The 14,153-nt window shown below is 52.7% G+C and carries 12 protein-coding genes; 3 read left to right on the top strand and 9 right to left on the bottom strand.

The window, feature by feature from the left end:
* Positions 1-5: 5 nt before the first annotated feature.
* The 9 genes from G9C99_RS16935 to G9C99_RS16895 all read right to left on the bottom strand — a co-directional run bounded on the left by G9C99_RS16935 (position 6) and on the right by G9C99_RS16895 (position 9,741).
* Positions 6-1,319, bottom strand: coding sequence for a TRAP transporter large permease (locus tag G9C99_RS16935; protein ID WP_166418721.1), 1,314 nt, complete (start codon positions 1,317-1,319; stop codon positions 6-8).
* On the bottom strand, positions 1,313-1,837 hold the full coding sequence (locus tag G9C99_RS16930; protein ID WP_166418720.1) for a TRAP transporter small permease: 525 nt from the start codon (positions 1,835-1,837) through the stop codon (positions 1,313-1,315). Before G9C99_RS16930 ends, G9C99_RS16935 begins: the two co-directional genes overlap by 7 nt.
* Before the next feature lie 3 nt (positions 1,838-1,840).
* On the bottom strand, positions 1,841-2,875 hold the full coding sequence (locus G9C99_RS16925) for a TRAP transporter substrate-binding protein (protein WP_166418719.1): 1,035 nt from the start codon (positions 2,873-2,875) through the stop codon (positions 1,841-1,843).
* 66 nt (positions 2,876-2,941) lie between these two features.
* Entirely contained in the window at positions 2,942-3,697 is a 756-nt protein-coding gene (locus G9C99_RS16920; protein WP_166418718.1) for a maleate cis-trans isomerase family protein, read from the bottom strand.
* Positions 3,698-3,716: 19 nt separating this feature from the next.
* Positions 3,717-4,634 (bottom strand): fumarylacetoacetate hydrolase family protein, encoded by a 918-nt coding sequence (locus G9C99_RS16915; protein ID WP_166418717.1) that lies wholly within the window; start codon positions 4,632-4,634, stop codon positions 3,717-3,719.
* Positions 4,635-4,655: 21 nt separating this feature from the next.
* Complete coding sequence (locus G9C99_RS16910; protein WP_166418716.1) at positions 4,656-5,780, bottom strand: cupin domain-containing protein; 1,125 nt, start codon at positions 5,778-5,780, stop codon at positions 4,656-4,658.
* Positions 5,781-5,798: 18 nt separating this feature from the next.
* Entirely contained in the window at positions 5,799-6,842 is a 1,044-nt protein-coding gene (locus tag G9C99_RS16905) for a carbon-nitrogen hydrolase family protein (protein WP_231704114.1), read from the bottom strand.
* Positions 6,839-8,209 carry an aminotransferase class III-fold pyridoxal phosphate-dependent enzyme gene (locus G9C99_RS16900; protein ID WP_166418715.1) on the bottom strand — a complete coding sequence of 457 codons (1,371 nt, stop codon included), beginning with the start codon at positions 8,207-8,209 and terminating at the stop codon, positions 6,839-6,841. The genes G9C99_RS16905 and G9C99_RS16900 overlap by 4 nt, the downstream gene beginning before the upstream one ends.
* A gap of 17 nt (positions 8,210-8,226) precedes the next feature.
* Positions 8,227-9,741, bottom strand: coding sequence for an aldehyde dehydrogenase family protein (locus tag G9C99_RS16895; RefSeq protein WP_166418714.1), 1,515 nt, complete (start codon positions 9,739-9,741; stop codon positions 8,227-8,229).
* Between the two features lie 117 nt (positions 9,742-9,858).
* Between G9C99_RS16895 and G9C99_RS16890 the strand changes: the two genes are divergently transcribed.
* The 3 genes from G9C99_RS16890 to G9C99_RS16880 are packed head-to-tail and all read left to right on the top strand — an operon-like array spanning position 9,859 to position 14,078.
* The gene (locus tag G9C99_RS16890; protein ID WP_166418713.1) at positions 9,859-12,024 is read left to right on the top strand and encodes a thiamine pyrophosphate-dependent enzyme; all 2,166 of its coding nucleotides are present in this window, start codon (positions 9,859-9,861) and stop codon (positions 12,022-12,024) included.
* Between the two features lie 3 nt (positions 12,025-12,027).
* Positions 12,028-13,596: an indolepyruvate oxidoreductase subunit beta family protein gene (locus G9C99_RS16885; RefSeq protein ID WP_166418711.1), complete on the top strand. Its 1,569-nt coding sequence runs from the start codon at positions 12,028-12,030 to the stop codon at positions 13,594-13,596.
* Positions 13,593-14,078 carry an acyl-CoA thioesterase gene (locus tag G9C99_RS16880; protein WP_166418710.1) on the top strand — a complete coding sequence of 162 codons (486 nt, stop codon included), beginning with the start codon at positions 13,593-13,595 and terminating at the stop codon, positions 14,076-14,078. Before G9C99_RS16885 ends, G9C99_RS16880 begins: the two co-directional genes overlap by 4 nt.
* Positions 14,079-14,153: the final 75 nt, after the last annotated feature.

The raw sequence follows: 14,153 nt of genomic DNA, 5'->3' as shown, positions 1-14,153 counted from the left end.
TGACCTCACATCAAGTTGGGTAGGAAGAGAACAAGCCCTGAGAACCAGAGCAAAAGGATCAGCCGCAGTATGTCCGCGACCCAGAATGGGGTGACACCTCTGAAAATCGTGGCGGTAGACACATCCTTGACCACGCCTTTCAAGACAAACACATTCAACCCGACCGGCGGAGTGATCAGGCTAATCTCGGTAACAACAACCACGATGATGCCAAACCAAACAGGGTCAAATCCCAACGATGTCACAAGCGGAAAGAAAATTGGAACGGTCAATAACAACATCGATAGGCTTTCGAAGACGCAGCCCAAAACGATGTAGATCAATATGATCACCAACATGACCGACATAGGCGAGACGCCGACATCCAAAACAAAAGCGCGTAACGCCTCGGGCAACCCAGCGAGGTTGACGAAGTTTGAAAACATCCAAGCCCCGATCAACACTGAAAACAAACCGGCAGAAGTCACCGCCGTCTCAGTCAATGCCTCGTTGATTGACCGCAAAGACAGCTGCCCTCGGGCAAGCGCAATTAAAAATGCGCCTGCGGCTCCCATTCCTGCCGCCTCCGTTGGCGAGAACGTCAAGTAAAATGGGTAAAAATCAAATGCACCATATAGCCCCCCGATAACGAGGAAAAACAACGCCAAGACCATCCAAATTCCACGCAAGGCAGAAAATCGATCCGACCAAGTGCTACGTTCCCCAGCGGGGCCCGCCTTAGGGTCGCGCCGGACAGTGTATTGAACCGCCAAAAGGTAAAACAGCACACCCAAAAGCCCTGGGATTATCCCTGCGATAAACAGCTTCCCGATGCTGGTTTCGGTCATCAAGCCATATATCACCAGAATAACCGAAGGCGGGATCAAGATGCCCAACGTGCCACCAGCCGCGATCGACGCCGTGGACAAATAGTCCGAATACCCCATGCGCCGCATCTCGGGCATGGCAACCTTGGACATCGTCGCAGCGGTCGCCAAAGAGGAACCACAAATCGCTGAAAACCCCGCGCATGCGGTGATTGTCGTCATTGCTAATCCGCCACGCATATGGCCTAGGAAAACATAGGCTGCGCGATATAGTTCCCGCGAAAGGCCACCTTTGTTCACAAACAGCCCCATTAAAATAAACAATGGCACAACCGACAGTCCATAATCCTGCGATGTGTCGATGATCAATCGTCCGGTCAGGGACAACGACGCCTTTGTACTGGTTAGCCACGCCGTTCCGACAAAACCAACTAGCCCCATGGCAAAGGCGATCGGTATACGGACGAAAGCCAAAGCCAAAACCGCAAAAAAACCAAAGATCGAAATCAGCATGAATGCTCCTGCTCTGGGTTCCACCCAGTTTGAAACCTGATCGCAATACGCAATGCGTAGAAAATGCAGCAGACGAACAGCGCGATCGAAACAAAATAGATCAGGTAATATTGTGGCCAGCCGAGGATCTCAGTGACCTCGTTATAACTTTTGCTGCGGGTGCCTAGAGTCCAGACCCTCAGAGCCGGATAGGCCAACGCAATAAGACAAATCACATCAAGGATCATATCCCGAACAAACGAAGCTTTGCGCCCAAACAAACCATCCAGAAGATCGACCACGATATGGCCGTCCTTTAGCGTTGCCATCGGAAGCGCCGCAAAGACGATCACCGCCATCGAAATCTCGGTCAGTTCCGCGGAGAACCCTAGAGGTGCCGAAAAAGCACTGCGCATGATGACGTCTAAGAAAGTCAACACCATCAAGAACATCAGCGCCAGACCAGCAATACGTGCGGGACCGAGGGCGAGCCTGTCAGACAGGCGCGCCAATTTGGTTTCGGAAAACAGGCCAGACACCGCCTATTGCTCCGTATTCAGACGATCGAACTCCGAACGGAAAAACGCATAGGCTGCATCACCGTCGATCCCGGTCGCCGAAATACCGTCAACGATCTCATCAACGATGCTGTTAGCCGTTTCAGCCCACGCAAGTTGATCCGCTTCAGAAGCAATGGTCATCGTGTTCGTACCAGCAGCTTCTGATGCAGTGAGACCCTCTTCATCAAACTGATCCCACATCGCACCAGTGATGCGCGATAATTCTTCACCAAACAATTCGTTCAACGCAGCCTGATCTTCGGGACGCAATGCATCAAAGGCATCTTGGTTCATCACTGTCGCCATTGAGGTACGATAAAAACCAGACGGCATATCATAGCTGTGCGGGGCAACCTCTGTCAGGCGAAAGCCCACCTTTGCCTCCATGGGCATCATCGCACCGTCGGCGGCATTTGAAGCCAAGGTTTCATAAACGCGTGGCGCAGGTACGTTAATTGCGGATAGACCCAAAGCTTCACCAACATGACCAGCAACACCGCCACCAACGCGGAATTTCATTCCGGCGACTTGGTCTAGGTTTTCTATTCTGGTTGATGAATGCAGCATTCCGTCGCCATGCGTATGGACTGCCAAGACCCTCAAATCACGGTGTTCATTGGCCTCTGCAAAAAATTGCTCAAATGTACGCCAATAAGCAACGGCCAGCGCTTCGGAGCTCCCGCCAAAACCCGGTAATTCCGCCATGGAGGCAGATGGAAAACGCCCCGGAGTGTAGCCGTGCGCGATCCAAGTAATATCCGCAATGCCATCTGACACAATGTCTGCCTGCGCGGGCGGTGGGGCGAGATTATATTTCATCTCGGCAGTGACCCGCCCTTCGGTGGCCTCTTCAATCAGCCGGATCAATTCTGGAAACATCACAGAATTAATGCCGTGCGTAGGCGGGGCCCATGTGGAAATCGTCAAAGTCGTTTCCTGTGCCTGTGCCGTTCCCCCAGCAATGGCAATAGCCATAGCTGCTGCCATTCCTGTCAAATTCGTCTTGTTAAAAAGCATCTTTGCACCTCCCGTTGCATTCAATGTAGCGCTGTCGACAATCAACGTTGCCGACAGCATTCCCAATCAGGCGTATTCACCCGACAAGAGTGTCCCGCACCCCGGCACGCGGGCCTCGAGGTTCAAGTTTTTAAGCATCTGATGTGTGGTCGCGACAGCAGCAGATAGAACCGGTATGCCGCATTCATCTTCAACTTTTTGGATTGCGGCCAATGACGGCATCTGCACACAAGCTGACAACACCAACGCATCGATATTTTTTAGATTCACCTGTTTGTAGATCTCAGTCAGGTTCAATGGATCCTGCGCTGCAACCTGCAAATTGTCCGGAATTTCCAACGCAATGCTATCTGAAACTTCGACACCTTCGGCCTCGATATAGTCAGCCACCATATTCGTCAGTGGTCGCATATATGGCGTCACAATCGAAATACGTTTGGCCCCCATCAGATGAAGACCATCCACCAATGCACCTGCAGAACTAACAACCGGCGCAGGATGGCCATTGTCGACTGTTACCTGATGCAATCGCTTTTGACTTTCACGGTGGTATCCTTTGCCCATCGACATAATCGCCACCAAGCAGGCGTAGCCCATCACATCTACATCTGCGTCAGATAATTCCAGCGCACACCGGTCGCTATCTTTATCCATTGCGGCCAGCTCTTCTTTGGTTACCTTCTTCATCCGCATACGGGACGAATGGAACGAGAACCGCTCCGGCAAAATCGCTTCGCGCGCGCGCAGCATGGCCGGGATTTCCCGTTCCATCGTCAAGTTCGAGGATGGAACGATCTGGCCTATTTTTAATGTCTTATGCATGTTCTCCATAACGCGTCCCTCAATCGCCAATTTTCACGACTGGGTTGCGCAAAATACCGATACCTTCGACGCCACATTCAATCACGTCGCCCGGCCACATCCATTCCTGAGGCACACGCCCAGCACCAACACCAGCAGGCGTACCCGTTGCAATGATATCGCCTGGTTCAAGCGTGATTCCGGACGATAGATCTGCAATCAGTTCAGGGATGTTGAACAGCATAAATTTGGTATTTGAACGCTGCTTTTCTTCACCGTTCTTTTTCAACCAAAGTTCCAGATCATGGGGATCAGCCACATCATCTGCGGTAACAATAGCTGGACCCATAGGGGCATAGCTGTCTTGACCTTTAGAGAAAATCCACTGGCCCGCCCGACGATTGTCGCGTGCTGAGATATCGTTGATCACAGTGTAGCCAAACACGTGGCTCATAGCATCATCTTTGCTGATGCGGGTGGCACGTTTACCAATAATCACACCCAGCTCAACTTCCCAGTCTAGCATTTGGGTCATATTTGCGTTGTGCTGAATGGGTTCGCCATCGGCAATAACCGTCGTTGGCGGTTTTGAGAACACGACAGGTTCCTGCGGCAACTCAACCGAAGTATCCAAAGCGCGCGCGCTTTCTGCAACATGTTCAGTATAGTTAAGACCAATACCGAATATGTTTTTCCGAGGACGCGGGATTGGGGCCAACAGGCGCACATTCTCTTGCGGAACCGCAATGCCTGCCGGGCGGGCTCCGTCAGTGGCTGCCAACGCACGGGTGATAGACGCCTGCGCATCTGGTCCAAGGTCAATCAGTTCTAGCATCGACGAAGGCAGAACCTCGCCCACGGCATCACCCAAATATTCAACGTCAATGACAAGCCCGTCTTTGACAACTCCAAGACGGCCTTCACCGGCCGCAGAATCGCGATACGTTACAAGTTTCATCTGTTTCTTTCCTATTTGCGTTTAATCTTCGACGATCTGATGACCGTCATTGTCTTCGAGCGCTTGCTCAGCATAAAAACCCAGCTTTCTCATCGTCGGCAGATCATGAAATGAGAAGAGACAAGCGTCGTCGCTGGATTGCGTGTTGCAGTGCTCATGCCAGGTCCAAGGCGGAACACAGAAGATATCTTTTTCCTTCCAGTCGAACCGCTTACCACCGATCACCGAATACCCTTCACCTTTGGCGACCTGATAGATAATATTGCCTGTGTGGCGGTGCGCCTTGGTATGCTCAGTCGCGCGCAGCAATTGCATGTTCGCGCCCATCGTCAACATCGGATCATTGCCGGTTTTAGGACTGATGTAGCGCATAATCACCCCGTCATAAGGCGATCCATCAGTGACCTTCGCGTAGTTCTGCAACGCCTCATATGTCTGGTCCCATCGGAACTTCAAAAGAGGAGAATAAGGTTTATCCCACTTATCCAGTTCTGGAATTAACGCCGGTGCACCATAGGTCGCGGGGCTATCATCCAAAGGCAAATTCGTCGCCTGATAGTCATCAGGGTGTACTTCGTAAAAATTCGCCTCAAGCGCGTTGGTGAGCGGAATATCCAAACCATCCTGCCAAAGGCATGTCGTACCGGTTTCTTCAATCCCATGCTCATGCCATGTGCCGTTGGGCGTCAAAACAAAGTCGCGCGCGCCTAGGCTCATTTTATGGCCATCAACAATTGTATAAGCCCCAGAACCTTCCATGATGAAACGCAGCGCTGACGCAGCATGACGATGCGCCCCTGCCCGCTCGCCTGCCTTCATCGTTTGAATACCCGAAAACAACCAACCGCAAGCGGCGCTTACATCACGACGTTTTGGGTTTCGCAAATATACGACGCGGCGCCCTGCATCCTCTGGGCGCACCAAATCAATGGCCCGCAAAACTTCAGGTCGTAGATCATCCCATTTCCACAACACTGGCGCCGATTTCGGTGTTGGTTCCCAAGGTTCGATGTCGTTGGCCACGGTCCACAATGCGCCAGTCTCGAACTTAGCCAAATCCTTATAATATGCCTCAAGTTCAGCCGTATCGCGCACCCGCGCGCGGCCAAGAATATCATCTTCGGCTTTGATATCTGATGGTGCCATAAAGGAAACTCCTTTGAATTATTTGGTTTCCGACTCGAGAGAGCCGTCTACCTGTTCGCGTTCGGGCAGGGATATCGCTGGCGCTGCACCGGTCAGACTGACCGGGGATTGCGCTTGCTGGTTCACCTGAAGGTTAAAGACGTCAAATCGATTATAGTGGCCGGTGATGTCGTGCATTTGCTTGGGTTGGATGCAGCGGGCCAGATCGATTTCGGCGTAAACAATACCCTCATCATCGACCAACCCATCCCCAACCGGACGACCATCCGGACCAATGATGCCAGAGTAAGCACTAGACTTACGTTCCAACATCTCACGGGCGTCGGGTCGAATAGCTTCCATCGCGGTGATAATTTCGTCTGACACAGTGGACGTGGCGATAACCGTAAATACTTTGCCTTCAAAACTATGCGACATACCGCGCAGCTTAATCGCTTCGGCCATATCATAATCAGGGGGCGCAACGGGCAACGAAATATAGCTGGCCGTATGCACCAGCTCCCCCTGCGCCAGTAAAGAAAAGCGTGCCAATGTGTTGGTGTTTTCACCGCACGCTAACCCACCCAGAGGGCCAATTTCTGTGTCGTAAACCTTAAGGCTAGATCCATCCCCACCGGTCCATGTTAGTTTTTCAGCCCAGGTCGGAACCAATTTGCGGTGCTTGCCCACAATCTCCCCATTGGGACCGATGAACAAAAGCGTGTTGTAAAGCGCGCCAAGCGATACCGAGCTGCGTTCGTTTATCCCCATAACCACATAACAGTTATTCGCTTTGGCAGCGGCTCTGACTTTTCCAACCTCCGGACCATCGGCGAAAACCGACGCCCGGACCAGTTTTTCAAACCATGCGCTGCCGGTGACAGGGTCAGTGATCCAGCTCCAATAAGGGTAACCCGGGATGAACACCTCGGGGAAAACCACCAGACGCGCGCCGTTGCCAGCAGCTTCGCTGATCAGATTAACGGCTTTATCAGCAGTCTTTTCAGCATCCAGAAAAACCGGGCTGGCCTGCACTGCAGCCGCTGTGAATTTGGGAAATTCCTTACCGGGCAGCATGGTCATTTCACCTCTTCATACTTGCGGAAGGCTTTGGTCAGGCCGTCAATGATCTTGTCCACGCCATCGGCGTCCATAGTCAGGGGTGGCGACAGGATGATGTTGGATCCGGCCGGGCGCACAATCACACCCTCTTCGCGCGCAAAGGCCGCAACCATTTCGCCCTGCCCTTTACCCGGATCAATTGGCTCGCGGGTTGCCTTATCAGCGACCATATCAACGCCAACCATCAACCCCTTACCGCGCACTTCGCCCACCAGGGACGACCAGTTCGGAAGGTCTTCCAAACCCTTGATCAGACGATCACCCATAGCCGCCGCATTGGCAGGCAGGTTTTCGTCTTCGACGATTTTCAGCGTTGCATTGGCCGCCGCACATCCCAGCGCATGGCCTGTGGCGGTATAACCATGCATGACAAAGCCCATCGGATCGACGCCTTTGGTCCAAGCGCTCATCACACGTTCATTCAACACAGTTGCACCCAACGGGATGTATCCTGCGGTAATCCCCTTCGCGAGGCACATCATATCTGGTTTCACGCCCCAACCACGGGCACCAAACATAGAACCAGAACGGCCAAATCCGGTCACAACCTCGTCTGAAATCAACAAGATACCGTATTTATCCAACAACGCCCGCAAGGCTGGCCAGAATTCGGAAGGCGGCACGATCACGCCACCAGCACCCTGAATTGGTTCTGCAATAAACGCAGCAATCGTATGCGCGCCATTATGTTGGATCAGCCGATCAATCTGATTGATGATCGCCGCTGACAGTTCCGACGGATCTTCTGAATACGGGTTACGATAAGTCCAGGGGCTGTCCACCTGATAACACCCCGGCATCAACGGACCATAGGCGTGGCGATAATAGCTAGAACCGTTGACCGAGGTCCCCCCAAACTGAATCCCGTGATAGCCCTGTTTTAAGGACATAAACCCAGTGCGCTCAGGCTGACCTTCTAGCTTCCAGTACTGACGGCTTAGCTTAAGCGCGGTTTCTACCGCATCTGATCCGTTGGCCGAAAACAAGACTTTCGACATATCTTCCTGTGCGGACATCTCGATCACTTTGGCGGACAGTTCAATCGATGGCGCAGTGGTTGTGCCCGCAAAGCTGGAGTAATAGCTGATCTCATCCATCTGCGCGGTGATTGCGGCCTTAACTTCAGCGCGGTTGTGACCGACGTTCACGTTCCACAGCCCGCCGATCCCATCAACAAAGGTGTTCCCGTCAATGTCGGTGACATAATATCCGTCACCTTTCACGATGATCTGCGGCGGATGCTCTTCTGAGATCAACGGGTGGATCATTGGGTGAAGCTGGTGACGCGCGTTGTTTTCGCGCAAAAAGTTATCGTCTTTCGTGACCATTATTCTAAACTCCTCGCTCAACCCAGAGCAATGCAGACAGATTTCGTTTCAAGGTAATTATCGAGCGCCGCGCGACCGTGTTCGCGCCCAACACCCGATTGCTTGTAACCCCCAAATGGCATGTTCTGATCCGGCAGGTTGTGGGCATTCACCCAGACAGTTCCGGCTTCGATCTTGGGCACATATTTGTGCATAGTGTTTAGATTGGTGGTCCAGATGGATGCCCCCAACCCAAAGCGCGTGTCATTGGCCATGCGGATCGCATCATCGGGATCGTCAAACGGGGTAATGGTCACCACAGGGCCAAACACTTCGTCCTGCATGATCGACATGTTTTGATCGACATCGGTGAAAATTTCAGGCTTCACAAAAAAGCCTTCGCCTTCGTAAGGTCCTGACTTCAGCAACGGCTGAGCGCCCTGCTCCGCCCCGCGGGCGATACAAGCGTTCACATGAGACTGATGTTTCGCAGACACCATCGGATTAATCTGGTTGGCCGGATCGAGCCCCGAACCCAGCGGCAAAGATCCAACCATACCCCCCAGAAAATCGCAGACTTTGTCATAGATACCTTTTTGCGCATAAATTCGGGTGCCCGCACAACAAGTCTGACCCGAGTTAAAGAACACACCAATGCCCGCCGCAACGCCCAGCTGGTCCATGTCCATATCGTCAAACATAACCATCGGAGCTTTACCGCCCAACTCAAGCGTGACGCGTTTCATGTCTCGCATAGCTTGAACACCAATGATCTTGCCGACCTCTGTGGACCCGGTGAACGCCAGCTTATTCACACCCGGATGGGCGGTCAGCGCGGCGCCGGCTTCTTCGCCCGTACCAGTGATAACATTGACCACACCCGCTGGCAGACCTGCCTCAAGACACAGCTCAACGAGTCGCACAGTGGTTAGCGGGGTTTCCTCAGCTGGCTTAATGACGACAGTACAACCACACGCCAACGCAGGCGCAATTTTCCAAATCGCCATATTCAGAGGAAAGTTCCAAGGTGTGATCGCACCCACCACCCCGACAGGTTCTTTACGGGTATAAGCTTGATACTTCGCACCCGGCGGCACCGGAATCGAAACATCAATAGTGGAGCCTTCGATCTTGGTTGCCCAACCCGCCATGTAACGCACATAATCAGCAGAGGCTCCGACCTCGATCAGACGCGACATCATCACCGACTTGCCGTTGTTCAGCGTTTCGAGCTGGGCCAATTCTTCGCCATTGGCTTCGATCAGATCAGCCAATTTCAACATAACACGTTGACGATCTGCAGGTAATAATTGCGACCACTCACCGTTTAATGCAGCACGCGCAGCGGTGACGGCCTTATCCACATCCTGTGCCGTCCCTTTTGGGACTTCAGTTATTTTTTTGCCGGTTGCTGGGTTAAAAACATCCAAAGTTGCCCCGCTTTCGGACGCAACTTTTTGATCACCGATCACCATAGTAATCCGCGAATCAAGAAAGCTACTCACATCTGCATGGATTTCATCCACCGCAGTGTCAGGTCTTGCTATCTGCATGTTTTTTCTCCCTTTTTAGGCTGAATTTAAAAATTGTTCTGCCTGTGTCGATCCTGATTGTTGACTTATTTTACATATAAATCTATTCATTACCATACATTTTTTTTGGAGGATCACATGGCCGAACGTTCTTTCGCTAGAGAAGTTGAAGATCTAAAGCTGGGGGAAGGCGACCTGTTTCGGGGCGAAGGAATTCTGGCAATTACCAAGGCCTTATTGCAGTCCGGCGTGGCGTATGTCGGGGGCTATCAAGGTTCACCAATTTCGCACCTAATGGACGTACTCGCAGATGCGAATGATATCCTTGATGAACTAGATGTTAATTTCCAAAGCTCAGCCAGCGAAGCAACGGCAGGCGCGATGTTGTCGGCCTCTGTCATGTATCCACTGCGCGGCGCAGTGGCATGGAAATCTACCGTCGGCACCAATGTTGCCTCTGACGCTCTGTCCAACCTTTCCTCTGGCGGAGTCACCGGCGGAGCGATGGTTATCGTTGGCGAAGATTACGGCGAAGGCTCCTCAATCATGCAGGAACGCACACATGCATTCGCCATGAAATCGCAGATGTGGTTGCTTGATCCACGGCCAGACCAATCCTGCATGGTCAATCTGATCGAACGTGGTTTTGAACTGTCAGAGGCATCAAACACCCCGGTCATGCTACAAGTGCGCGTGCGATCTTGTCATATGACGGGTGAGTTTGTGTGCAAAGACAACAAACGCCCAGATTTTACCCTGCGCGATGCTCTAAATGCCCCCAAGCGCGATCTGGATAGAATTGTTTTGCCACCCGCCGCCTACGAGCATGAACAAGAAAAGATCAAAACCCGGATGCCCGCCGCGATTGATTTCATCCGCGATCATAAGCTGAACGAATTCTTCGGCCCAACCGGCAAGGCAAAGCAGGGCAAAACCGGCCTAATTGTTGTGGGCGGAATGTATAACAGCACCATCCGCGCGCTCCAATTTCTGGGCCTATGTGACGCATATGGCAATTCTCAACTGCCCATCTATGTGATGAACGTAGCCTATCCAACCATCCAAACCGAAGTAGACACATTCTGCGAAGGGCTGGATGCGGTGTTGATCGTAGAAGAAGGGCAACCAGAATATATCGAACAATCCATTTCGACCGTTCTCGCCCGAAAAAAAGCCCCGACCGAGGTGCATGGCAAAGATTACCTTCCCATGGGGGGCGATTACACAGCAGCCGTGTTGACCGACGGCATAGGCCGCTTCCTTGAAGATCATGATCCAAAACAATTGGGCAATCGCGCACCCGTGCCAGATCCGGTGCCGATCCTAACCGATCCCAAAATCAAAAGACTAAAAGAGGTCGTGCCCCCACGTCCGCCCGGACTATGCACAGGCTGTCCAGAGCGCCCGATTTTCACGGCCATGAAACTGGTTTTCGAAGAAATGGGCGAACATCATGTTTCTGCAGACATCGGTTGTCACCTGTTTTCGATTTTGCCGCCGTTCAACATCGGCGCGACCACCATGGGTTACGGCCTTGGCCCGGCGTCGGCAGCGGCCTTTAATATCCCCGGGGCCAAACGCTCCATCTCGATCATGGGGGACGGTGGTTTCTGGCACAATGGCCTGACCAGCGGTATCGGCAACGCGGTTTTCAATAAACATGACGGTGTGTTTCTGATTGTTGAGAATTTCTATTCATCCGCCACAGGCGGGCAGGACATTTTGTCGTCTCGTGCGTTCAATAAGCGGCGTCAAACCAACAATCCAATCACCGAAGCCGTGCGCGGCGTTGGCGCCAAATGGGTTAAACAGATCGACCACACCTATGACGTAAACCGCATGCGCGACGTGCTGAAAGATGCACTCACGACAGACCACGAAGGCCCAAAGATCATCATCGCTTCGTCCGAATGTATGCTGAACAAACAACGCCGGGTGAAACCGCAAGTGGCCAAAGCAATCAAAGGCGGTAAGCGTCTGGTGAAAGAAAAATTTGGCGTCGACGAAGATGTGTGTACCGGCGATCACGCATGTATTCGCCTGTCTGGATGCCCTTCCCTATCGGTGAAAGAACTGAACGATCCTTTGCGCGACGATCCCGTAGCGTCCATCGACAGCACTTGTGTGGCATGCGGAAACTGTGGCGAGGTCGCCGATGCAGCCGTTTTGTGCCCCTCGTTTTTTCGCGCAGAAGTCACCCACAACCCCAACGGATGGGATCGTCTCAAGCAGGGGCTATCAACCCCCGTCATCCGTTTCCTACAAAACCGCCGCGAAGCGCGCGCGATCAGCTTCGAAGGGTAAACCATGCTAAAAGACGATACAGTCAAACTCGACCTAAAGGCAGCTGGACCAGCCACCGAACGCCCAATTTCAATCGCAATTGTAGCGATGGGAGGCCAGGGCGGCGGTGTATTGACCGGCTGGATTGTTGAACTGGCTGAAAGCCAAGGATGGGTGGCACAATCCACTTCGGTTCCGGGCGTAGCACAGCGTACGGGCGCTACAATTTACTACGTGGAAATGATGCGTGCGGCCACGGATGGCCAAAAACCAATTCTGGCACAGATGCCCACTCCCGGTGATGTGGATGTCGTCATTGCCTCCGAATACATGGAGGCAGGTCGATCAATTCTACGCGGGATCGTAACCCCAGACCGCACCACGTTGATTGCATCAAATCACCGATCACTCTCAACCATCGAAAAAATGGCACCGGGGGAAGGCATTGCAGACAGCACCGCCGTAGACGATGCCATCGGCGTCGTGGCGCAACAAGAAATTGTCTTTGATATGAACGATATGGCCGTACAGAACGGGTCAGTTATTTCTTCGGCCATGTTCGGCAGCCTTGCGGCCTCGGGCACCCTGCCCTTTGATCGTGATGTCTATTACGACGTAATCCGAAAAAGCGGCAAAGGAGTCGAAGCCAGCATCCGAACCTTTGACGCCGCCTTCAAACGTACCGAAACAGGCGAAGATCCCACGGCCACCCCTGCCCCGGTTGCAGCCATCGCAGATTTACCAAGCGCCCTGCCTGACAATCGCGCCAACGCGCTTTTGCAGCGCATCCGGAGTGAACTCCCGGATCCTGCCCACCAGCTGGCTTTTTTGGGTGTTCAAAAAGTTGTCGCATTTCAGGATGTCGCCTATGGCAACGAATACCTTGATCAACTGCGCGCGCTAACTGCGCTGGATACTGCGGCACAAGGCGCTGACAATGGCTTTGCCTTTACACAGACTGCAGCGAAATACCTCGCCAATGCCATGGCCTACGACGACGTGATCCGCGTTGCGCGGCTCAAGACCCTTAGCCAACGTCGTGATCGCGTAGCCCATGAGGTTAATCTGAAAGAAGATCAAATTCTGCAAACAACCGAATTCATGCACCCACGTATGGAGGAGGTTGCCTCGACCCTACCCGTTGGGCTGGCCCATTGGTTAAAGCGCCGCAAAGGGCTCTACGATTGGTTGGATCGACGCATCAGCAAAGGCCGCCGCGTGCGCACCTATAGCCTACGCTGGTTCATCCCGCTGTATAGTGTCGGCACGATGAAGGGACTGCGCCGTCGTTCTCTGCGGCATCAATCAGAAACAGCGCACCGCACCGCATGGATAGCGGCCGCAACCGATGCACTGCCCCACAACTATGATCTTGCTGTGGCAATTCTGAGCTTCCAACGTTTGATCAAAGGCTACTCAGATACCCACGTGCGTGGCCATTCCAAATTTGCAAAGGTCATGACCACAACCAAATCCATCGCAGCAAGGAAGGACGCGGCTGATTGGGCCCAACGTCTGCTGACCTCAGCCATCAAAGACGCCTCTGGTGATGAACTAGACGGCACAATCAAAACAATAGAGTCCTTTTCATGAATCACCACGATACGCCCCCCCAGACCGCACGCCCAGTTCCTTTGAGCCAGGATAGCCTGCCAAAAAATATGTGGGCGTTTAAACACACGTTCCGTCACGGCCAATGCGACCCGGCGGGCATCGTCTATACCCCCAAATTCTTTGATATCTTCAATCAAGCGATCGAAGCCTGGTTCTGCGATCACCTGCATATCGATTATTATGATGTGTTAGGCCCTCGGCGTGTTGGGCTCGGATATGTCAGCGCGTCCGCGACCTTCTTTGCCCCGTGCATGATGGGAGACGAAATAGAAATCTACGTCAGAGTCCACAAATTAGGCGGAAAATCCTACGAAATCACCCTACACGCAATGAAGGGTGACAAGGAAGCGTTACGCGGATACTTTACAACTGTAACAACTTCGCTCGAGAGCCACCGGCCTATCGAAATTCCACAGGATATTCGATCAGCCATGCAAAATTATCGAGATGCGACAGATTGAGTAAAAATAAAAAGAATACGTCAGGAGAGTGGTAAACTGTACTCGCAAGAAGATCTTCAGAAGGAACAAACACGG

It is taken from the genome of Cochlodiniinecator piscidefendens, assembly GCF_011326755.1.
GTDB classification, from domain to species: Bacteria; Pseudomonadota; Alphaproteobacteria; order Rhodobacterales; family Rhodobacteraceae; genus Cochlodiniinecator; species Cochlodiniinecator piscidefendens.
The sequence above is the reverse complement of the archived record's forward strand: the minus strand, read 5'-3'. Positions and strand labels throughout refer to the sequence as shown.